The 21327-nt window shown below is 52.3% G+C and carries 19 protein-coding genes; 12 read left to right on the top strand and 7 right to left on the bottom strand.

The annotated features are described in order from the left end of the window. The first annotated feature begins 68 nt into the window (after positions 1-68). Positions 69-3869 carry an AsmA2 domain-containing protein YhdP gene (gene yhdP, locus OGY13_RS06760; RefSeq protein ID WP_213752419.1) on the top strand — a complete coding sequence of 1267 codons (3801 nt, stop codon included), beginning with the start codon at positions 69-71 and terminating at the stop codon, positions 3867-3869. A 147-nt stretch (positions 3870-4016) separates the two neighbouring features. Then, on the top strand, positions 4017-5462 hold the full coding sequence (gene tldD, locus OGY13_RS06765) for a metalloprotease TldD (protein ID WP_003025183.1): 1446 nt from the start codon (positions 4017-4019) through the stop codon (positions 5460-5462). Between the two features lie 86 nt (positions 5463-5548). On the opposite strand, the gene aaeR is transcribed toward tldD, so the two are convergent. Further along, positions 5549-6478, bottom strand: coding sequence for an HTH-type transcriptional activator AaeR (gene aaeR, locus OGY13_RS06770; protein ID WP_008785957.1), 930 nt, complete (start codon positions 6476-6478; stop codon positions 5549-5551). Between the two features lie 184 nt (positions 6479-6662). Here aaeR and aaeX point away from each other — a divergent pair, with 184 nt between their 5' ends. The 4 genes from aaeX to OGY13_RS06790 all read left to right on the top strand — a co-directional run bounded on the left by aaeX (position 6663) and on the right by OGY13_RS06790 (position 10177). Then, a complete protein-coding gene (aaeX, locus tag OGY13_RS06775) occupies positions 6663-6866 on the top strand; it encodes a p-hydroxybenzoic acid efflux pump operon protein AaeX (protein ID WP_003828816.1) in 204 nt (67 codons plus the stop codon). Positions 6867-6873: 7 nt separating this feature from the next. After that, complete coding sequence (gene aaeA / locus OGY13_RS06780) at positions 6874-7806, top strand: p-hydroxybenzoic acid efflux pump subunit AaeA (RefSeq protein WP_003828814.1); 933 nt, start codon at positions 6874-6876, stop codon at positions 7804-7806. 5 nt (positions 7807-7811) lie between these two features. After that, complete coding sequence (gene aaeB, locus OGY13_RS06785; RefSeq protein ID WP_213752420.1) at positions 7812-9779, top strand: p-hydroxybenzoic acid efflux pump subunit AaeB; 1968 nt, start codon at positions 7812-7814, stop codon at positions 9777-9779. 119 nt (positions 9780-9898) lie between these two features. After that, positions 9899-10177: a barstar family protein gene (locus OGY13_RS06790; protein ID WP_003025168.1), complete on the top strand. Its 279-nt coding sequence runs from the start codon at positions 9899-9901 to the stop codon at positions 10175-10177. 57 nt (positions 10178-10234) lie between these two features. On the opposite strand, the gene yhcN is transcribed toward OGY13_RS06790, so the two are convergent. Together yhcN and argR are read right to left on the bottom strand one after the other, a co-directional pair. Then, positions 10235-10501: a peroxide/acid stress response protein YhcN gene (yhcN, locus tag OGY13_RS06795; protein WP_003828812.1), complete on the bottom strand. Its 267-nt coding sequence runs from the start codon at positions 10499-10501 to the stop codon at positions 10235-10237. A 376-nt stretch (positions 10502-10877) separates the two neighbouring features. Then, positions 10878-11348, bottom strand: a complete 471-nt coding sequence (gene argR / locus OGY13_RS06800) for a transcriptional regulator ArgR (RefSeq protein ID WP_003025162.1) — start codon at positions 11346-11348, stop codon at positions 10878-10880. Between the two features lie 436 nt (positions 11349-11784). On the opposite strand from argR, the gene mdh reads away from it, so the two are divergent. Next, positions 11785-12720: a malate dehydrogenase gene (mdh, locus tag OGY13_RS06805; protein ID WP_008785953.1), complete on the top strand. Its 936-nt coding sequence runs from the start codon at positions 11785-11787 to the stop codon at positions 12718-12720. Positions 12721-12867: 147 nt separating this feature from the next. Here mdh and degS read toward each other — a convergent pair whose 3' ends face one another. The 3 genes from degS to zapG form a co-directional block, all read right to left on the bottom strand. Beyond that, positions 12868-13935 carry an outer membrane-stress sensor serine endopeptidase DegS gene (gene degS / locus OGY13_RS06810; RefSeq protein WP_032945146.1) on the bottom strand — a complete coding sequence of 356 codons (1068 nt, stop codon included), beginning with the start codon at positions 13933-13935 and terminating at the stop codon, positions 12868-12870. An 89-nt stretch (positions 13936-14024) separates the two neighbouring features. Further along, positions 14025-15392, bottom strand: a complete 1368-nt coding sequence (degQ, locus tag OGY13_RS06815; RefSeq protein ID WP_008785951.1) for a serine endoprotease DegQ — start codon at positions 15390-15392, stop codon at positions 14025-14027. 168 nt (positions 15393-15560) lie between these two features. Further along, positions 15561-15959, bottom strand: a complete 399-nt coding sequence (zapG, locus tag OGY13_RS06820) for a Z-ring associated protein ZapG (RefSeq protein ID WP_003025147.1) — start codon at positions 15957-15959, stop codon at positions 15561-15563. 192 nt (positions 15960-16151) lie between these two features. On the opposite strand from zapG, the gene zapE reads away from it, so the two are divergent. From zapE to sspB, 5 genes are all read left to right on the top strand, one after another. After that, positions 16152-17279, top strand: a complete 1128-nt coding sequence (gene zapE / locus OGY13_RS06825) for a cell division protein ZapE (RefSeq protein ID WP_204192246.1) — start codon at positions 16152-16154, stop codon at positions 17277-17279. Between the two features lie 218 nt (positions 17280-17497). Further along, the gene (gene rplM, locus OGY13_RS06830) at positions 17498-17926 is read left to right on the top strand and encodes a 50S ribosomal protein L13 (protein WP_003025141.1); all 429 of its coding nucleotides are present in this window, start codon (positions 17498-17500) and stop codon (positions 17924-17926) included. A 15-nt stretch (positions 17927-17941) separates the two neighbouring features. Further along, positions 17942-18334 (top strand): 30S ribosomal protein S9, encoded by a 393-nt coding sequence (rpsI, locus tag OGY13_RS06835; RefSeq protein WP_003025138.1) that lies wholly within the window; start codon positions 17942-17944, stop codon positions 18332-18334. Positions 18335-18650: 316 nt separating this feature from the next. Next, positions 18651-19289, top strand: a complete 639-nt coding sequence (gene sspA, locus OGY13_RS06840) for a stringent starvation protein SspA (RefSeq protein WP_003025132.1) — start codon at positions 18651-18653, stop codon at positions 19287-19289. A gap of 5 nt (positions 19290-19294) precedes the next feature. Continuing rightward, positions 19295-19798, top strand: a complete 504-nt coding sequence (sspB, locus tag OGY13_RS06845) for a ClpXP protease specificity-enhancing factor (protein ID WP_003025130.1) — start codon at positions 19295-19297, stop codon at positions 19796-19798. Between the two features lie 55 nt (positions 19799-19853). Here the strand turns inward: sspB and dcuC are convergent, their stop codons facing one another. Further along, positions 19854-21221: an anaerobic C4-dicarboxylate transporter DcuC gene (gene dcuC / locus OGY13_RS06850; RefSeq protein ID WP_204192247.1), complete on the bottom strand. Its 1368-nt coding sequence runs from the start codon at positions 21219-21221 to the stop codon at positions 19854-19856. Between the last annotated feature and the right edge of the window lie 106 nt (positions 21222-21327).

The following is a 21327-nucleotide window of genomic DNA, read 5'->3' on the forward strand; positions in this document are numbered from 1 at the left end:
GCGCCGTTATCCGGCAATATTCACTCAAGGGGTGTGAGTCATATTTTTTGGTAGACAAGGAGAGGCGCGTGAGGCGATTGCCGGGGATTTTACTGCTCACTGGAGCCGCATTCGTTGTCATCGCAGCGCTGCTGGTCAGTGGACTGCGCCTTGCGTTACCTCATCTTGATAGCTGGCGTCCGGCCATTCTTGGCAAGATTGAATCCGCCACAGGTCTGCCTGTTTCCGCTAGCCAGCTTTCTGCCAGCTGGCAAAATTTCGGTCCTACGCTTGAAGCGCGCAATATCCATGCGCAGCTGAAAGATGGGGGAGAATTTTCGGTAAAACGCGTCACGCTGGCGCTGGATGTCTGGCAAAGTTTGCTGCACATGCGCTGGCAGTTTCGCGATCTCACCTTCTGGCAACTGCAGTTGCGCACCAATACGCCTATCCAGCGCAGCGAAGGCGGAGATGGGATTGAAACCGGCCATCTCAGCGATCTCTTCCTGCGTCAGTTTGATCATTTCGATCTACGCGACAGCCATATCAGCTTTATAACCCTCTCAGGTCAACGTGCTGAACTGGCGATCCCCCAGCTTACCTGGTTGAATGGTAAAAATCGCCATCGCGCCGAGGGTCAGGTCAGCCTCTCCAGCCTGACCGGACAGCACGGCATTATGCAGGTGCGTATGGATCTGCGTGATGACGAAGGGCTGTTGAATAACGGTCGAGTTTGGCTGCAGGCAGACGACATCGACGTCAAACCATGGCTGGGCAAATGGATGCAGGATAATGTCGCGCTACAAACCGCGCGTTTTAGCCTGGAAGCATGGATGACGATCAGCAAAGGCGTCGTTTCTGGTGGTGATGTCTGGCTGAAAAAAGGCGGGGCAAGTTGGCTGGGTGAAAATCGTACGCATACGCTTTCCGTCGATAATCTGACGGCGCACATCAGCCGTGAAGAGCCGGGCTGGCAATTCTCTATTCCCGATACGCGTATCACCATGGATGATAAGCCCTGGCCGAGCGGGGCATTAACGCTGGCCTGGATCCCTGAGCAGGAAGTCGGTGGCGAGAATAACAAACGCAGTGATGAGCTACGCATTCGCGCCAGTAATCTGGAACTGGCCGGGTTAGAAGGACTGCGTCCGATGGCGTCCAGGCTATCGCCTGCGCTGGGTGATATCTGGCGGGCCACGCAACCCAGCGGCAAAATAGATGTGCTTGCGCTGGATATCCCGTTACAGGCGACAGAAAAAACCCGATTCCTGTCCTCGTGGACCGATTTGGCCTGGAAACAGTGGAAGCTGCTGCCGGGGGCAGAACATTTCTCCGGTACGCTTGCGGGAAGCGTTGAAAATGGGGAGCTCACCGCCTCCATGAAACAAGCAAAAATGCCGTATGAAACCGTCTTCCGTGCGCCGCTGGAAATAGAGAACGGCGTGGCGACGCTAAGCTGGCTGAAGAATGATAAAGGCTTCCAGTTAGACGGGCGCAACATTGATGTTAAAGCGAAAGCGGTACATGCGCGCGGTGGTTTTCGCTATCTGCAACCGGCTGATGATGAGCCATGGTTGGGCATTCTGGCCGGTATCAGTACCGACGATGGCTCCCAGGCCTGGCGTTATTTCCCGGAAAACCTGATGGGTAAGGATCTGGTTGACTACCTCAGCGGCGCTATTCAAGGCGGCGAGGCGGATAACGCCACGCTGGTGTATGGCGGTAACCCGAATCTGTTCCCGTATCTGCACAATGAAGGGCAGTTTCAGGTCCTGGTGCCGCTACGCAATGCGAAATTTGCTTTCCAGCCCGACTGGCCTGCGCTAACCGATCTTAATATCGAACTAAACTTCATTAACGATGGCCTGTGGATGAAGACGGATAGTGTCAATTTAGGCGGTGTGAAGGCCAGTAACCTGACGGCCAATATTCCCGACTATGCAAAAGAAAAGCTACTGATTGATGCCGATATCAACGGGCCAGGCAAGGCGGTTGGACCTTATTTTGATGAGACTCCGTTGAAGGATTCTCTCGGTGCCACGCTGGAACAGTTGCAAATTGACGGCGATGTGAATGCTCGCTTACATCTTGATATTCCGCTAGACGGCTCGCTGGTTACCGCCAAAGGCGACGTCAACCTGCGTAATAACAGTCTGTTTATTAAACCACTCGACAGCACGCTGAAGAATTTGAATGGTAAATTCAGCTTTATCAACGGCGATCTGAAGAGCGAGCCGATGACGGCGAACTGGTTTAATCAGCCGCTGAACGTCGACTTCTCTACCACCGAAGGGGCGAAAGCCTATCAGGTAGCCGTGAACCTGCAAGGCGACTGGCAGCCAACCCGCATGGGGATTTTACCGGCGCAGGTCAACGATGCGTTAAGTGGCAGCATGGCGTGGAATGGCAAAGTGGGTATCGATCTTCCGTATCATGCCGGGCCGACCTACGACATTGAGCTAAAAGGTGATCTGAAGAATGTAAGTAGTCACTTACCTGCTCCGCTGAATAAGGCGCCCGGTGAAGCGTTGCCGGTGAATGTTAAGGCCAGCGGCAATCTGCGCAGCTTTGAACTGACCGGTAATGCTGGCAGTAAGAACCACTTTAACAGCCGCTGGCTGCTGAATCAGAAACTGACGCTTGACCGCGCTATCTGGACGTCGGAAAGCCGTACCGTGCCCGCGTTACCCGATCAGCAAGGCATTGAGCTTAATCTTCCCCCTATGGATGGCGCGCAATGGCTGGCGTTGTTCCAAAAAGGCGCAGCGGATAACGTTGGCACTAATGCCAACTTCCCACAACGCATCACCGTGCGTACGCCATCGTTATCCCTGGGCGGTCAGCAGTGGAATAATTTGAGTATTGTGTCTGAGCCTGCGAGCAATGGCTCCATCGTACAGGCGCAGGGTCGTGAAATTAACGCCACGCTGGCGATGCGCAATAATGCGCCATGGCTGGCCAATATTAAGTATCTTTATTACAACCCCAGCGCGGCGAAAGCGTCACCGGGCAACACATCAGCCTCGCCGTTTTCCGCCGTGGACAACTTCAGCTTCCGCGGCTGGCCGGACCTTCAGTTACGCTGTGCCGAGTGCTGGATGTGGGGACAGAAATATGGGCGCATTGATGCCGATGTAGCAATTAAAGGCGACACGCTAACGTTGAGCAACGGTCTGTTGGATACGGGCTTTGCCAGACTGACCACCGATGGCGTTTGGGTGAATGCGCCGGGCAAAGAGCGAACGTCACTGAAGGGTAAACTGAGCGGCAGTAAAATTGACTCCGCTGCCAGTTTCTTTGGCGTATCGACCCCGATTCGTAATTCTTCGTTCAACGTGGAGTATGACCTGCACTGGCGTAACCCGCCGTGGGATCCGGACGAAGCATCGCTGAATGGGATTTTGCGTACCCGGTTGGGCAAAGGTGAGCTTACCGAACTCAGTACCGGGCATGCGGGGCAACTGTTGCGACTGCTGAGCTTTGATGCGTTGCTACGTAAACTGCGTTTTGATTTTAGCGATACCTTCAGTGAAGGTTTCTATTTCGACTCGATTCGCAGCACGGCGTGGATCAAAGATGGTGTGATGCATACCGACGACACGCTGGTGGATGGTCTGGAGGCAGACATTGCGATGAAAGGCTCAGTGAACCTGGTCCGTCGGGAGCTGGATATGGAAGCCATTGTCGCGCCTGAAATTTCTGCCACCGTAGGGGTTGCCGCTGCGTTTGCTGTCAACCCGATTGTCGGCGCGGCGGTGTTTGCTGCCAGTAAGGTTCTGGGGCCATTGTGGAGCAAAGTTTCGATTCTGCGCTATCGCATCACCGGTCCGGTCGATAAACCGCAGATTAACGAAGTTCTGCGTCAGCCGCGCAAAGAAAGCCAGCAATGATTTGACGGGGGCGAGTAATTGCCCCAATCTCAGTACATAGTATTGCCGGATGGAGCAGCGCTTATCCGGCCTACAGTAGCCTAACAACGTAGGCCGGATAAGGCGTTTTTGCCGCCATCCGGCAGAATTAAATGAGTAACCAAAACGATGAGTCTGAACCTGGTAAGTGAACAATTGCTAGCGGCGAATGGCCTGAAACATCAGGATCTGTTTGCCATTCTGGGCCAACTGGCCGAACGCCGTCTTGACTACGGCGATCTCTATTTTCAGTCGAGCTATCACGAATCCTGGGTTTTAGAAGACCGCATCATTAAAGACGGCTCTTACAATATCGATCAGGGTGTTGGCGTGCGCGCCATCAGCGGCGAAAAAACAGGGTTTGCCTATGCAGACCAGATCAGCCTGCTGGCGCTGGAGCAAAGTGCTCATGCTGCTCGTACTATCGTGCGTGACAGCGGTGACGGCAAAGTAAAAACGCTGGGAGCGGTTGAGCATCAGGCGCTTTACACTTCGGTTGATCCGTTACAGAGCATGAGCCGCGAAGAGAAACTGGATATTCTGCGTCGCGTTGATAGCGTGGCCCGTGCCGCCGACAAACGCGTCCAGGAAGTAACCGCCAGCCTGACCGGTGTTTATGAACTGATCCTGGTAGCAGCGACCGACGGTACGTTGGCCGCTGACGTTCGTCCGCTGGTACGCCTGTCCGTAAGCGTACAGGTCGAAGAGGACGGTAAGCGCGAGCGCGGTGCCAGCGGTGGTGGCGGTCGTTTTGGCTATGACTATTTCCTTGGCGACCTTGATGGTGAAGTCCGTGCTGACGCGTGGGCGAAAGAAGCCGTACGCATGGCGTTAGTTAATTTGTCCGCGGTAGCAGCGCCTGCTGGTACGCTGCCGGTAGTACTCGGCGCTGGCTGGCCTGGCGTTCTGCTGCATGAAGCGGTCGGTCATGGTCTGGAAGGTGACTTTAACCGCCGTGGTACCTCGGTATTCAGCGGTCACATGGGTGAGCTGGTGGCGTCGGAACTGTGTACCGTTGTGGATGATGGCACAATGGCGGACCGTCGTGGCTCTGTGGCTATTGATGATGAAGGCACACCGGGTCAGTACAACGTGCTGATCGAAAACGGTATTCTGAAAGGCTACATGCAGGACAAACTGAACGCGCGCCTGATGGGCGTCGCGCCAACGGGTAACGGTCGCCGTGAATCTTACGCGCACCTGCCGATGCCACGCATGACCAACACCTACATGCTGCCGGGGAAATCCACGCCGCAGGAAATCATCGAATCCGTTGAATACGGCATTTATGCGCCTAACTTCGGCGGCGGCCAGGTGGATATCACCTCCGGGAAATTCGTGTTCTCGACGTCTGAAGCGTATCTGATTGAAAACGGTAAAGTAACCAAACCGGTGAAAGGCGCGACGCTGATTGGGTCTGGTATCGAAGCGATGCAGCAGATTTCAATGGTAGGTAACGACCTGAAGCTGGATAACGGGGTTGGTGTGTGCGGTAAAGAAGGGCAGAGCCTGCCGGTGGGCGTGGGCCAGCCGACGCTGAAGGTGGATAACCTGACGGTGGGTGGTACTGCATAACATCATGATGTATGCCCGATAAGCACCAGTGCAATCGGGCATCTTTCCGGACGCGGCGTCAACGCCTTATCCGGCCAATACTCTTTTTATTTCTCTTTTCCCCGGCCGTACATCCCCTGAAAAAGCTGCGCTACATCGACAAAATACTCCGTCAGATAGTTAATCACCACCTGGACCTTGAGCGGCAGTTTGTCTTTTTCGGTATACAGCGCATAGACCGGACGCGGATCCGACTGGTAGCGGGGGAGCAGGATCTCCACTTCGCCACGATTGATCTCATTGATCACCCACATTAGCGGCACATAGGCAATGCCTGCACCCGCAGCCAGCCAGCGCACCAATGTCATCGGATCGTTAGTCACAAAACGACCCTCTGGGATCAGGCGGGTGGAAATTCCTTCCGGAGCGATAAGCTCGAATTCATTATCCGGGCGCACGCTGTATTCCAGCCACGAGTGGTTGCTGAGATCGGCGGGTTTCTCCGGGGCACCAAACTGTGCGAGATAGCTTTTAGCCGCGCAGACTACCATCGGCATGGCACCCAGGCGACGCGAGAACAGACTGGAGTCCTGCAACGCACCGACGCGGATAACCACGTCCAGACCATCGGCGATTAAATCCGGGGCCGGGATGCCTGTTACCAGATTTACCGTCAGACCGGGGTATTCCTTCAGCATTGTCGCGGTCAATCCGGCGAGGACATTTTGTGCCATGGTTGAAGAACAACCAATGCGCAGTGTGCCGATGGGCGTGTTGTTAAAGGCATAAAGCTGCTCGTGAACATCCTGCGCTTCGTGCAGCATTCTCCGGCAGCCCTGGTAGTAAATTTTACCGGCTTCGGTCAGCCCAATGCTGCGTGTACTGCGGTTTAGCAGCTTAACCTGTAGCTCATCTTCCAGTTTGGAGACCGTCTGGCTTATCGATGAAACGCTCATTTGTAGCTGTCTTGCGGCGGCGGTGAAGGAGCCCAGTTCGACGACTTTGGCGAACACCGACATACGTTTTAATCGTTCCATTGTTCACTCTGGCTTAAAAGTGATTTAGATCACATAATATAGATAACAGCATAACAGTTACGTTAATATATTATTATTCAAATAACAGCTATGTCGCTCTCGCCTGGCTCATCCTTGCCCTTCTCTGCGGTGACATACGCTAGAAAATCTATCACCTGCACTCTCTTAAGTTACCAAGGTCAACATGAGTCTGTTTCCCGTTATCGTGGTGTTTGGTTTGTCCTTCCCACCGATTTTTTTCGAATTACTTTTGTCACTGGCGATTTTCTGGCTGGTGCGCCGGATGCTGGTTCCAACCGGCATCTATGATTTTGTCTGGCATCCGGCTCTGTTTAACACCGCGCTGTATTGCTGCCTGTTCTATTTAATAACGCGCCTGTTCGTTTGAGGTTGAAGTGAAAACACTAACAAAAAAACTCTCCCGTACGGCCACGACTCTCGTACTGGTCATTCTGGCCTTCATCGCTATTTTTCGCGCATGGGTGTATTACACCGAGTCGCCATGGACACGTGATGCGCGTTTCAGCGCGGAAGTTGTCGCTATTGCGCCGGATGTTGCGGGTCTTATTTCCAACGTTAACGTCCATGATAACCAACTGGTGAAAAAGGATCAGATTCTGTTCACCATCGATCAGCCACGCTATAAGAAAGCCCTTGAGCAGGCCGAAGCTGATGTTTCTTATTATCAGGTTCTGGCCCAGGAAAAACGCCAGGAGGCTGGTCGTCGTAACCGCCTGGGCGTGCAGGCCATGTCTCGTGAAGAGATTGACCAGTCAAACAACGTCCTGCAAACCGTATTACACCAGCTTGCGAAAGCACAAGCGACCCGCGACCTGGCAAAATTAGATCTGGAACGTACCGTCATTCGCGCACCAGCAGACGGTTGGGTCACTAACCTGAACGTTTATAGCGGCGAATTTATTACGCGTGGTTCCACAGCGGTGGCACTGGTCAAACAGCATTCTTTCTATGTGCTGGCTTATATGGAAGAAACCAAACTGGAAGGCGTTCGCCCTGGTTATCGCGCTGAGATCACCCCGTTGGGCAGTAATAATGTCTTAAAAGGCACCGTTGATAGCGTGGCGGCGGGGGTAACAAATGCCAGCAGTACGCAGGATGCAAAAGGTATGGCGACCATTGATTCAAATCTGGAATGGGTGCGCCTGGCGCAGCGTGTACCGGTGCGAATCCGCCTTGATGAACAGCAGGGAACTCTGTGGCCTGCCGGGACAACGGCTACCGTTGTCATTACCGGTAAGCAGGACCGTGATGCAAGCCAGGAGTCCTTCTTCCGTAAAATGGCGCACCGCCTGCGCGAGTTTGGTTAATCGCGATGGGTATTTTCTCCATTGCCAATCAGCATATCCGCTTTGCGGTAAAACTGGCGTGCGCGATTGTACTGGCGCTGTTCGTTGGTTTTCACTTCCAACTTGAGACTCCGCGTTGGGCGGTGCTGACTGCAGCCATTGTGGCGGCAGGCCCGGCCTTTGCTGCCGGTGGGGAACCCTATTCAGGGGCTATTCGCTATCGCGGCATGCTGCGTATTGTCGGGACATTTATCGGTTGTATTGCCGGACTGATCATTATCATCAGTATGATCTGCGCTCCGTTATTGATGATCCTGGTGTGCTGTATCTGGGCCGGATTTTGTACCTGGATCTCGTCACTGGTGAAGATCGAGAACTCCTATGCCTGGGGGCTTTCGGGCTATACGGCGCTGATCATCGTCATTACCATTCAGGCCGAACCGCTGCTGACGCCGCAATTTGCGCTCGAACGTTGCAGTGAAATTGTGATGGGGATTGTCTGTGCCATTGTGGCCGATCTACTTTTCTCTCCCCGTTCGATAAAACAAGAGATTGATGTTGAGCTGGACAGCCTGCTGGTGGCGCAATATCAACTGATGCAGTTGTGCATTAAGCACGGCGACAGCGAGGTTGTGGATAAAGCCTGGGGCGATTTAGTCCGTCGAACGGCAGCGCTGGAAGGCATGCGCAGCAACCTGAATATGGAGTCTTCACGCTGGGTGCGTGCTAATCGCAGACTCAAAGCATTAAACACGCTGTCGCTCACGCTCATTACTCAGTCCTGTGAAACTTACCTTATTCAAAATACCCGCCCGGAACTTATCACCGACACCTTCCGCGAGTTGTTCGATACGCCGGTTGAAACGGTGCAGGATGTCCACAAACAGTTGAAGCGGATGCGTCGGGTTATTGTCTGGACTGGCGAACGTGAAACACCGGTAACGATTTATAGCTGGGCAGGTGCGGCGACGCGCTACCTGCTGCTCAAACGTGGTGTGGTGAGTAATACCAAGATTAGCGCTACGGAAGAAGAGATCCTGCAAGGTGAGCCGGTGGTGAAAGTGGAGTCTGCCGAGCGTCATCATGCGATGGTTAACTTCTGGCGCACCACGCTTTCTTGTGTGCTGGGGACCTTATTCTGGCTATGGACCGGATGGACCTCCGGCAGCGGTGCAATGGTGATGATTGCGGTCGTCACCTCGCTGGCAATGCGTTTGCCAAATCCTCGCATGGTGGCGATAGACTTTATCTATGGGACGTTGGCAGCGTTACCGCTCGGAGCGCTCTATTTCCTGGTGATTATCCCTAATACGCAACAAAGCATGCTGTTACTGTGCCTGAGCCTGGCGGTGCTGGGATTCTTTCTGGGGATTGAGGTACAGAAACGACGGTTGGGATCGATGGGGGCGCTGGCCAGCACCATTAATATCATTGTGCTGGATAACCCGATGACCTTCCACTTTAGCCAGTTCCTTGATAGTGCGCTGGGGCAGATTGTTGGCTGCGTGTTGGCGTTTATCGTCATTCTGCTGGTGCGTGATAACTCTCGTGACAGAACAGGCCGCGTATTGCTCAACCAGTTTGTTTCGGCGGCGGTTTCAGCAATGACCACCAATGTAGTCCGTCGTAAAGAAAATCATCTTCCGGCACTTTATCAGCAGCTGTTTTTGCTGATGAACAAGTTTCCCGGTGATCTGGCGAAGTTTCGCCTGGCGCTGACGATGATCATCGCGCACCAGCGCCTGCGTGATGCACCGGTACCGGTAAACGAGGATCTATCCGCATTCCATCGTCAGCTTCGTCGTACTGCCGATCACGTAATTTCAGCAGGAAATGACGACAAGCGCCGACGCTACTTTAGCCAGTTACTGGAGGAGCTTGAGGTCTACCAGGAGAAATTAATTATCTGGCAAGCACCGCCGCAGGTGACCGAGCCGGTAAAACGACTCAGTGGGATGCTGCACAAATACCAGCATGCGCTGGTCAGTAATTAAGAGTTGTAAACCGACGCTAAAAGCGTCGGTTTTTTTATGGCTATACTTACCTGAAAATGCGAGAGACCCCTGGATATTGGCGGTCTGTAGAGTAGCTGGCGTCGGGATGGTGGCTATAGATGAACATCTATACATTTGATTTTGACGAGATAGAAGATCAGGGCGATTTCTACCGCGAGTTCACGCGCACATTCGGTCTGGCCCGGGAAAAGGTTGTTGATTTGGATTCTCTGTGGGAGGTGGTGATCGGGGAAGTCTTGCCGCTGCCGCTGGAGATTGAATTTGTCCATTTACCGGACAAGCTGCGCAGGCGATACGGCGCGTTGATTTTACTGTTCGATGAAGCGGAAGAAGAGCTGGAAGGGCAGTTGCGTTTTAACGTTCGTCACTCAATGTAAGACATAAAAAAGCCCCCGGCAGGCGGGGGCAAGTCGTCGGACTTAGACGACGAGGGTTTATTTGTAGAGTTCTGCAGTAGCGTGCCAGTGAGCACCTTCACGGAGTTCGGTGACGCGATAGCTGCTGGCGCCTGCTTTTTCAGCTTTAGCGGCGATGGCCTGACGCATGTCCATTGGTGAACTACCGATCTGAGAGACGGAGACGCTACCGATGGATTGCAGATTCTGTGCTTCTTGTGAGTTCACCTGAGTAACCGCGGCGCTTGCACCGAAGGAGAGAACAGAAAGAAGGCTTAAGGTTGCAATAGTAGTTTTGATTTTCATGATATTTACCTCGTCGAATTCTTTTATTGGGGTCTGTGTTTCGTGACCCTCATCACAAAATCAAGTATACACTAATCACCCGATAAATTAATACCACGCTAATTGTTTCATTGGGTTTTGAGTGTTAAGAAAATGATTTTTTATAACTCAATGGAATTAAAAAGAGCATTTCAAACAGCTTACACAAAATAAATTTAATTAAATCATGTAGATACTTTATTTTGCAAAATGTGCGTTTTTAAGGCTGCACATTCACCATGTGAATGTATTTTGATGGTTAAACGCACCATTTGTTAAATCAATAGCAGTGGAAAAGAGAAGGAGGGGGATGAAAAGAGAGTGTTTTCCCCCGCCGCGAGGCGACGGGGAGGTGGTATTACAGTTCTTGTTCGAACAGTTCCAGAATGGCTTCGTACAGATCTTTTACCGTAAAACCCTTAGCTGGGGTGGTGAAGATGGTATCGTCACCGGCAATCGTACCCAGGATACCTTCCGCTTTCCCCAATGAGTCCAGCAGACGTGCAATCAACTGAGCAGCGCCAGGGCTGGTATGAATAACCACGACCGCATCGTTATAGTCGATATCCAGCACCAGATTTTTCAGCGGACTGGAGGTCGTGGGTACGCCCAGTTCCGCCGGAAGGCAGTACACCATTTCCATTTTCGCATTGCGGGTACGCACGGCGCCAAATTTGGTCAGCATGCGTGAAACCTTGGACTGATTGATATTATCAAAGCCCTGATCCTGCAACGCGAGGACGATTTCGCCTTGAGAGCTGAACTTTTCTTCTTTAAGTAGCGCTTTAAACGCCTTTACTAATTCTTCTTGTTTTGCCGAGCTTCGCATAAGTCACCCGTAATATGGCGGTAGAAACAACATTATTGTGCATACAGATGAATTTTTATGCAAACAGTCTGCCTTGTTCAAGGCTGAAATAATGTTATGAAAGAGCGGAATTTTATCAAATTTCGTTATCAAGAAACATGCCTGTGTCACGGCTCGCAAATAAGGTTAAAAGTAAATTAAATGTTATCAAATTGATGTTGTTTTGAGAGGCGGGTAGGGTATATTGTCAGCACCTGTTGGAAAGTTGCTCTACTGTGTGGGTGGTTTTGAATTACGTAACTTAGGTTTTATTTTACGTAAGTTAAATGCATAAAAGCCAAATTTGCGTGACTACGCATTCTTGACGCGTGGTTGTTGTATTCATTGGATTTGTGAATTAAGGTCGCCGCCGCGGAGCAATAGACATTTTGCTTATCAATATAATAAGGAGTTTAGGATGAAAGTTGCAGTCCTCGGCGCTGCTGGTGGTATCGGTCAGGCGCTAGCATTACTGTTAAAAACCCAACTGCCTTCAGGTTCAGAACTCTCCCTGTACGACATCGCTCCAGTAACACCTGGTGTGGCCGTTGATTTGAGCCATATCCCTACTGCTGTGAAAATCAAAGGCTTCAGCGGTGAAGATGCTACCCCTGCACTGGAAGGTGCTGATGTGGTACTGATCTCTGCGGGTGTCGCACGTAAACCGGGTATGGATCGTTCCGACCTGTTCAACGTCAACGCCGGAATCGTGAAGAACCTGGTGCAGCAAGTTGCTAAAACCTGCCCGAAAGCGTGTATCGGTATCATCACCAACCCGGTGAATACTACCGTTGCCATCGCTGCAGAAGTGCTGAAAAAAGCAGGCGTATACGATAAGAACAAACTGTTTGGCGTGACCACGCTGGACATCATCCGCTCCAACACCTTTGTTGCGGAACTGAAAGGCAAACAACCAGGCGACGTTGAAGTTCCGGTTATTGGCGGCCATTCTGGCGTGACCATCCTGCCACTGCTGTCACAAATTCCTGGCGTAAGCTTCACCGAACAAGAAGCAGCTGACCTGACTAAACGTATCCAGAATGCGGGTACTGAAGTTGTGGAAGCCAAAGCCGGTGGCGGTTCTGCAACCCTGTCTATGGGTCAGGCTGCTGCACGTTTCGGCCTGTCCCTGGTTCGCGCATTGAGCGGCGAAAAAGGTGTGGTTGAATGTGCTTACGTTGAAGGCGACGGCCAGTATGCTCGTTTCTTCTCTCAGCCGCTGCTGCTGGGTAAAAACGGCGTAGAAGAGCGTCAGTCTATCGGCAAGCTGAGCGCGTTTGAACAAAGCTCGCTGGAAGGCATGCTGGATACGCTGAAAAAAGATATTACTCTGGGCGAAGAGTTCGTTAAGTAACGCGAAGAAAGGCCTGCGTGTATTTGTAGGCCTGATAAGCGTAGCGCCATCAGGCATTACGTACTAACTTTCTACGATATCGCCTAATAAAAACCGGAGCCAACATGCTCCGGTTTTTTTATGGTCAGTAGGCCGCCAGACGTGACGTTAATTGGTGGCCGGGTATTCCTGGATCGTTACCTGCAGCGTCAACTGTTTGTCATCACGCATCACGACAACGGAGATAACTGAACCTGGTCGAATCTCTGCCACCTGGTCCATCGTTTCCAGCGCAGACACCGCCGGTTTGTTATTGACCGAGATAATCAGATCGTTAACCTGAATGCCCGCCTGCGCTGCCGGACCATCCGGGGAAACTTCGTTAACCACAATCCCCTGAATTTGATCCATCCCGCCGCCCTGAGCGTGCAGTGGTGCAATTTCGCGACCGCTGATGCCGATGTAGCCACGAATCACGCGCCCGTCACGAATCAGCTTATCCATGATTTTGGTCGCCAACTGAAACGGAATGGCAAAGCCGATCCCTTCCGGGGTTTCGCCATCGTTGCTCTTATCAAATGACAGCGTGTTAATCCCCATCAATTCACCCAGTGAGTTGACCAGCGCACCGCCGGAGTTTCCGTGGTTGATGGAAGCATCTGTTTGCAGGAAGTTTTGCCGTCCTGTCGGGTTCAGGCCAATTCGACCGGTGGCGCTGATAATCCCCTGAGTGATGGTTTGCCCAAGGTTGTACGGGTTACCGATGGCGAGTACCACGTCACCAATGTGCGGCACGCGTTTGTTATTAATTGGGATTGTTGGCAGCCCGCCAGTGGCGTTGATTTTCAGCACCGCAAGGTCGGTTAACGTATCAGACCCCACAAGCAGCGCTTCAAATACGCGGCCGTCCTGCAATGCGACGATGATTTGGTCGGCATCGTTAATGACGTGCTTATTGGTAATGATATAGCCGCGCTGATCCATGATAACGCCTGAGCCGAGCGTGCGGATCTCAAGCTGGTTGTGCGCGGTACTGTTCATACTGCGGTTATAAACGTTCACAACGGCAGGCGCTGCGCGGCGAACCGCCGAGTTATAGCTGGCAGGCGTTTCATCTGCACTGTCGAACTGTGGTGCGGTAAGCGTATTAATTTTTCGCAGAGAGGGCATCGCGGCCAGCAGGATGGCGCCGACGATTAAACCAATCGCGACCGAACGTAAAAGCTTCACAAACATGATGGCGGCGTCATTAATAGAGGGAACGGCAGCAGCATATCACGAGTTTGCCGGACATCACACGAGGGGCTGATGTCCGGTTGCATGCGTTAACGCAGGAGCAGGTAAATACTCTCGTTACCGCGCACCACCTGCAGAGCAATGATCGACGGTTTCGCTTCCAGCACTTTTCGCATTTCGGCGATTGAGTTTACGCGATCGCGGTTAACGCCAATGATAACGTCATCTTTATGCAGACCGGCCTGTGCGGCAGGGCTGCTTTTTTCTACGTTATCAATTCTGATGCCTTTGGTGCCGTCTTTTAACTGACCGTCGCTGAGCGTAGCCCCTTGCAACGCAGGCGCAATCATCTCTGCGCTGGCGGACGATGATGTGCTGGTATCGAGGGTGACTTCAACCTCCAGCGGTTTACCGTTACGCAGCAGGCCCAGTTTGACCTTGGTCCCAGGTTCAGTTGTTGCAATGCGTGAACGCAGTTCGGCGAAGCTGTTGAGCGGTTTACCGTTGAGGCTGGTAATGACGTCACCAGATTTCACTCCCGCTTTTGCGGAGCCGGAGTTAGGTAGAACCTCACTGACAAACGCGCCACGCTGTACGTCCAGTTTGAACGCTTTGGCGATATCCGAGGTCATTTCGGTGCCTTTGATACCCAACAGACCGCGTTTGATTTCACCAAATTGCATCAGCTGCTGTGCCAGCGTGCGCGCCATGTTGCTCGGTATTGCAAAACCAATCCCGATGCTGCCGCCGCCGGGGGCCAGAATCGCGGTGTTAATACCGATCAGCTCACCGTTCAGGTTGAGCAATGCGCCGCCGGAGTTACCGCGGTTGATAGAGGCATCAGTCTGAATAAAGTTTTCCAGACCTTCCAGGTTCAACCCACTGCGACCCAAGGCAGATACAATGCCGGAGGTGGCTGTTTGACCCAAACCGAACGGGTTACCCACAGCCACCGCGAAATCACCCACGCGGAGTTTGTCGGAGTCAGCAATGGCAATTTGCGTCAGGTTGCTGGGGTGCTGAATTTGTAGCAGTGCGATATCGCTCTGATCGTCGCTGCCGATAAGCTTAGCGTCGAACTCACGGCCATCATTAAGCTGAACGCTGATTTTTTGCGCCTGATTAATAACGTGGTTATTGGTCAGAACGTAGCCTTTGGCTGCGTCAATGATGACCCCTGAGCCCAGCCCTTCAAAGGGTTGTGACGGTTGATCGGGAAGTTCGTCACCAAAAAACTTTTTGAACTCTTCCGGGACTTTCTGCCCCTGAGTGGCGGTGCCTTCAACCCTTACGCTCACCACGGCAGGTAACACTTTCTCCAGCATCGGAGCGAGGCTGGGAAGCGCAGCCTGACCGGGAACCTGGCCGGGGATAGACGCTGCGGCCGGGAATGGCGCCGAGAGAGTTAACCCGACACTTAACGCTAATGCACTCAACAGCTGGGTTTGTTTTTTCATGGATCCTGCTCTCGTACCTTGAGTAAACGGAAGATGATTCAAAACAGGTTGATGTTATTGAATTTTCGGTTAGGTCACAATGCGGCTAACGACTAAATAATAGCTGGGACAGGAAGAGAAGCGGAGGGCGCAATTGCTGCGCCCAATAAATTTCTTAACGATGTGCGGTTAGTCGCGCTTTGCGCCGCTACGCAGCAGGCCGGATGCCCCTTCAGAATAGTCGCGTGGCATCTGAACCGGCGCCTGATCGTTGCCTGCTTCAGACTCTGCCAGACGGTTACGGAACGGGTTGTTTTCCGGAGACATACCCGGCAGCAGGTTGCTGGAGCTTTTCGCCATGTGCTGGTAAATCTGACGATAATCGTCCGCCATGTTATCCAGCAATTCAGCGCTGCGGGCAAAGTGGCTCACAAGCTCTTCGCGGTACTCTTCCAGCTCAGCTTTATTTTTTTCCAGTTCGTACTGCAATGCCTGCTGTTGGCGTAATTTACGATTACCAAAACGCATGGCTACAGCACCAATAATGATACCGACGACTAACCCAATTAGCGCATATTCCCAGGTCATGAACATCTCCCGTTGTCTTGTGTTTCCGTAGGGTGTTGGCTTTAGGCTCCATGCCTGCGCCTGATTATGCCACTATAACCGCTAATCCCGTAGAAGTGGAATCCCGTGTTTATATCACGTAATGTAGAACGGCCTTTTTTTCGTCAACCGTGAGCGACGGCACATCGATTCTCAAGGAATAACAATAACATCATGCAAAGCTTTTCCCCTACATCGCGTTACCAGCAAGCCCTCAACGACGGCAGTCATCAACCCGACAACGTACAACTCGAAGCCGTGAATCGACTGGAAACCATTTTCCAGGCGCTTACGACGCCAGCACGTCCTGCGCCGCAGGAGAGTGGACTGATGGCGCGTTTTGGTAAGTTGCTGGGCAAGCGTGAGTCACCGATCAACGCGCCGGTGCGTGGTTTATATATGTGGGGCGGAGTTGGGCGCGGAAAAACCTGGCTGATGGATCTGTTCTACCATAGCCTGCCGGGCGAACGTAAACAGCGTTTGCACTTTCACCGTTTTATGCTGCGCGTGCATGAAGAGCTTACTGCCTTACAGGGGCAGAGCGATCCGCTGGAAATCATCGCCGACCGCTTTAAGGCCGAAACCGACGTGCTGTGCTTCGACGAATTTTTTGTTTCTGATATCACCGACGCCATGCTGCTCGGCGGCCTGATGAAAGCGCTGTTTGCCCGCGGTATTACGCTGGTGGCGACCTCCAATATTCCGCCAGATGAGCTATATCGCAACGGTTTGCAACGCACGCGTTTTCTTCCTGCCATTGATGCGATCAAACAGCATTGCGACATCATGAATGTCGATGCCGGCGTCGATTATCGTCTGCGCACCTTAACGCAGGCGCATTTGTGGTTGTCGCCATTGAATGAGGAAACCCGCCAGCAGATGGATAAGCTTTGGCTGGCATTAGCGGGAACCAAAGGTGAACATGCGCCAACGCTGGAGATCAATCATCGTCCGATGCAGACGCTGGCCGTCGAAAACCAAACGCTGGCGGTGTCGTTTACCACGCTCTGCGTCGATGCCCGGAGTCAGCATGACTACATTGTGCTGTCGCGTCTGTTTCACACGGTGCTGTTGTCTGATGTGCCGGTCATGACCCCGCTGATGGAGAGTGAAGCGCGACGCTTTATCGCATTGGTGGATGAGTTCTACGAACGCCACGTCAAGCTGGTGGTCAGTGCGGCATCACCCCTCTATGAAATTTATCAGGGCGAGCGTCTGAAGTTTGAATTTCAGCGTTGTTTGTCGCGTTTGCAGGAGATGCAAAGCGAAGAGTATCTGAAGCGGGAACATTTAGCCGGTTAAACCTGCCGCAAATCACATAAAGGGGTCGATCTTTGACCCTGACTTCTCTATAATCTTGCGACCCCACGTTACGAGAGAGTTTTTTTCCCAAAACTTTCTATGCGCCGGCATAGGCTATTCGAAGGGGTAGGTTTGCTGGACAATGTCGTGTGAACCTCAACTGACAAAACGTTTGGGTGTTCACCAACGTGTAACTTATTTATTTGGGTAAGCTTTTAATGAAAACTTTTACAGCTAAACCAGAAACCGTAAAACGCGACTGGTATGTTGTTGACGCGACCGGTAAAACTCTGGGCCGTCTGGCTTCCGAACTGGCTCTGCGCCTGCGCGGTAAGCACAAAGCGGAATACACTCCGCACGTAGATACCGGTGATTACATCATCGTTCTGAACGCTGACAAAGTTGCTGTAACCGGCAACAAGCGTACTGACAAAGTGTACTATCACCACACCGGCCACATCGGTGGTATCAAACAAGCGACCTTTGAAGAGATGATTGCTCGCCGTCCTGAGCGTGTGCTTGAAATCGCGGTTAAAGGCATGCTGCCAAAAGGCCCGCTGGGTCGTGCTATGTTCCGTAAACTGAAAGTTTACGCTGGCAACGAGCACAACCACGCGGCACAGCAACCGCAAGTTCTTGACATCTAATCGGGATTATAGGCAATGGCTGAAAATCAATACTACGGCACTGGTCGCCGCAAAAGTTCCGCAGCTCGCGTTTTCATCAAACCGGGCAGTGGTAAAATCGTAATCAACCAACGTTCTCTGGAACAGTACTTCGGTCGTGAAACTGCCCGCATGGTAGTTCGTCAGCCGCTGGAACTGGTCGACATGGTTGAGAAACTGGATCTGTACATCACTGTTAAAGGTGGTGGTATCTCTGGTCAGGCTGGTGCGATCCGTCACGGTATCACCCGCGCTCTGATGGAGTACGACGAATCCCTGCGTGGCGAACTGCGTAAAGCTGGCTTCGTTACCCGTGATGCTCGTCAGGTTGAACGTAAGAAAGTCGGTCTGCGTAAAGCACGTCGTCGTCCTCAGTTCTCCAAACGTTAATTGTACTCTGCTTCGGCAGACGACAATTTGCGAAAAAACCCGCTTCGGCGGGTTTTTTTATCGTTATTTCTCGCCTCAGATCCACGGTAATCCGCTGATTGCCACCTCTTTTTCCCCATTTCAAGAATCGACTCACCACAAAGGTCACAAAATCTGGTAAACTATCATCCAATTTTCTGCCCAAATGTCCGGTATCGTTCATTTTTTGTTTGTATTTTGAACAGTAATGACTTTCCCGAGTCTGGGTGACATCACTTCTGGCTGGCCACTGAGTGGCTGGTAGCAGTAAAAATTCTGAATATACCTGGAGGTTTTCATGGCTGTCGCTGCCAACAAACGTTCGGTAATGACGCTGTTTTCTGGTCCTACTGACATCTATAGCCATCAGGTCCGCATTGTGCTGGCTGAGAAAGGTGTTAGTTTCGAGATTGAGCATGTGGAGAAGGACAATCCACCTCAGGATCTGATCGACCTCAACCCGAATCAGAGCGTACCGACACTGGTGGATCGTGAGCTGACCCTGTGGGAATCTCGCATCATTATGGAATACCTGGATGAGCGCTTCCCGCATCCGCCGCTGATGCCGGTTTACCCGGTTGCGCGTGGTGAAAGCCGCCTGTACATGCAGCGTATTGAAAAAGACTGGTACACGCTGATGAACGTCATCGTGAACGGTTCTGCATCTGAAGCCGAAGTCGCGCGTAAGCGTCTGCGCGAAGAACTGCTGGCAATCGCGCCAGTATTTGGCCAGAAACCTTACTTCCTGAGCGATGAGTTCAGCCTGGTAGACTGCTACCTGGCGCCGCTGCTGTGGCGTTTACCGCAGCTGGGGATTGAATTCAACGGTGCAGGTTCGAAAGAACTGAAAGGGTACATGACTCGCGTCTTCGAACGTGACTCTTTCCTGGCTTCTCTGACTGAGCCTGAACGTGAAATGCGTCTGGGCCGGGGTTAACCTGTATGGATTTGCCACAGCTAACACCACGCCGTCCGTATCTGCTGCGCGCGTTCTATGAGTGGTTGCTGGACAACCAGCTCACGCCGCATCTGGTGGTGGATGTGACGCTCCAGGACGTGCAGGTTCCAATGGAATATGCGCGTGACGGGCAAATTGTTCTGAATATTGCACCGCGTGCGGTGGGCAACCTGGAACTGGCTAACGATGAAGTGCGCTTTAACGCGCGCTTCGGTGGTGTGCCGCGTCAGGTGTCTGTGCCGTTGGCTGCCGTTCTGGCAATTTATGCACGTGAAAATGGCGCCGGTACGATGTTTGAACCGGAAGCCGCCTACGACGAAGATGTTGCCAGCTTAAATGATGACGACAACGACGCGTCTGGTTTTGAGAGTGAAACGGTCATGTCGGTCATTGATGGCGATAAACCTGATAATGGCGACGACAACGATCCGGATGATACTCCGCCACCGCCTCGCGGTGGGCGTCCAGCGCTGCGCGTAGTGAAATAAGTAGTGAAATAAAAAACAGGCCCTTTGGGGCCTGTTCTGTTTTCTGGCTTTGGTATCAATAAAACAGCGCGATGGTGGCTACCATATTCACCACAAATCCTACTGCCATCGGGATTGCTGTACGTTTTACCACTTCAAAGGGCGATACGCCGGCAATACCCGATGTCACGACAATTACAGCGGTTATGGGTGACACCGCGCGGGCAAGCGTAGTGGCAAAATGCATCGGCATAATCATTACTACCGCAGGAATATGCAGCCCGGCGGCAATATCCGGAATGAGGCTGGCAAAAGACATAAACGGCGCGTTGCCTGACCCCATGACGATTGCGCAGGCGGCGATGACCACCGCCATGATGATCATCACGCCGATACCGCCAAGACCGGAATGCTCTGCGCCTTTTATTACGGCATCGACAGTCCCGATAGTCGTCAACCCTTTCGCAAAGATTTCACCGGCGACCACCAGGGTGACAACGTTGGCAAACTGCGTCCCCATGCCGTCAAAAAAAGCCTGCACATCATCCATCGTTTCGCGCAGATTATGTTTATGCAGGAATTCAACAAACATAGTCAGCGTCATGCTCATTAACATCACCACCACCAGATTCAACTCTGCTTTCATTAGCCCCATTTGTGCAAGGGCAAGCGAGCCCAGCATCAGGATCAGCGGCATCACCGGCAAAATGGCGTAATAGAGCGGGGGTACGTTTTCCAGCGCCTTTTGTTCCGCAAATCCGTTACTTTCCGGTGCGGCTTTTTTATCAAATTGACGCTGAACGAAAAAATGCGCAATGGCGACGGCGACAATGACACACGACGCGACGGGCAACTGGTATTGAAAGAAATAGGTGGCGATTTTCATGCCCGCGACCTGCGCGGCAAAAATAGAGTTGGTTTCCAGAATGCCCCACTCAATCGACATCGAAGTGGCAATGACCGCAACAGCGGATAAACGGCTTACGCCAAGACTAACCAGCGTTGGGAACAGCGTCACCATCAGCAACATACCTAACCCGGATGCGCTGGTAATGAACTGCGCCATGATCTGACCAATCACATAGGTGGCGGCAAGCACTACATAGGGTGAACGGATTAGCTTGAGCGGGCGGCTTAACAGGCTAACCATCGCTCTGCTGGCCCCCATTCTGTCCATATAACGGGCATAACCGCCCACTGCCATGATTGATAACCCCAGTCCGGCCGCGCGGTTGGAGAGCATACGCAAAATTTCGTTGTAAATATCGACCAGTAGATAGCCACTGCTTTTGTCGTCAGCGACCAACGCGCCGTAGCCCAGCCAGACGCCGCAGATCATCAGGAAGATCCCGGCGGCGGCCAGCACGACCTGCGGTTTGTAGTTTTTGAGGATCAGGTAACCCATCGTTAATAAAACGATGACAGAGATAATGATGCCGAACATTGTTTCACTCCATGCCAGAGAAGAAGATAAATCCGGTAATAACGCTGTTGTCAAAACGGATGTTATATTTTTCTGGGCATTTTTTATGGAGTGAATATCTTATTTT

Origin of the sequence: Citrobacter sp. Cpo045 (assembly GCF_030332875.1) — a bacterium.
In the GTDB taxonomy this organism is placed as follows: domain Bacteria; phylum Pseudomonadota; class Gammaproteobacteria; order Enterobacterales; family Enterobacteriaceae; genus Citrobacter; species Citrobacter portucalensis.

Excerpts from the sequence above, each read along its gene's own strand:
- tldD (WP_003025183.1), top strand. The coding sequence starts at position 4,017 with ATGAGTCTGAACCTGGTAAGTGAACAATTGCTAGCGGCGAATGGCCTG.
- aaeR (WP_008785957.1), bottom strand. The coding sequence starts at position 6,478 with ATGGAACGATTAAAACGTATGTCGGTGTTCGCCAAAGTCGTCGAACTG.
- aaeX (WP_003828816.1), top strand. The coding sequence starts at position 6,663 with ATGAGTCTGTTTCCCGTTATCGTGGTGTTTGGTTTGTCCTTCCCACCG.
- aaeB (WP_213752420.1), top strand. The coding sequence starts at position 7,812 with ATGGGTATTTTCTCCATTGCCAATCAGCATATCCGCTTTGCGGTAAAA.
- OGY13_RS06790 (WP_003025168.1), top strand. The coding sequence starts at position 9,899 with ATGAACATCTATACATTTGATTTTGACGAGATAGAAGATCAGGGCGAT.
- yhcN (WP_003828812.1), bottom strand. The coding sequence starts at position 10,501 with ATGAAAATCAAAACTACTATTGCAACCTTAAGCCTTCTTTCTGTTCTC.
- argR (WP_003025162.1), bottom strand. The coding sequence starts at position 11,348 with ATGCGAAGCTCGGCAAAACAAGAAGAATTAGTAAAGGCGTTTAAAGCG.
- mdh (WP_008785953.1), top strand. The coding sequence starts at position 11,785 with ATGAAAGTTGCAGTCCTCGGCGCTGCTGGTGGTATCGGTCAGGCGCTA.
- degS (WP_032945146.1), bottom strand. The coding sequence starts at position 13,935 with ATGTTTGTGAAGCTTTTACGTTCGGTCGCGATTGGTTTAATCGTCGGC.
- degQ (WP_008785951.1), bottom strand. The coding sequence starts at position 15,392 with ATGAAAAAACAAACCCAGCTGTTGAGTGCATTAGCGTTAAGTGTCGGG.
- zapG (WP_003025147.1), bottom strand. The coding sequence starts at position 15,959 with ATGACCTGGGAATATGCGCTAATTGGGTTAGTCGTCGGTATCATTATT.
- zapE (WP_204192246.1), top strand. The coding sequence starts at position 16,152 with ATGCAAAGCTTTTCCCCTACATCGCGTTACCAGCAAGCCCTCAACGAC.
- rplM (WP_003025141.1), top strand. The coding sequence starts at position 17,498 with ATGAAAACTTTTACAGCTAAACCAGAAACCGTAAAACGCGACTGGTAT.
- rpsI (WP_003025138.1), top strand. The coding sequence starts at position 17,942 with ATGGCTGAAAATCAATACTACGGCACTGGTCGCCGCAAAAGTTCCGCA.
- sspA (WP_003025132.1), top strand. The coding sequence starts at position 18,651 with ATGGCTGTCGCTGCCAACAAACGTTCGGTAATGACGCTGTTTTCTGGT.
- sspB (WP_003025130.1), top strand. The coding sequence starts at position 19,295 with ATGGATTTGCCACAGCTAACACCACGCCGTCCGTATCTGCTGCGCGCG.
- dcuC (WP_204192247.1), bottom strand. The coding sequence starts at position 21,221 with ATGTTCGGCATCATTATCTCTGTCATCGTTTTATTAACGATGGGTTAC.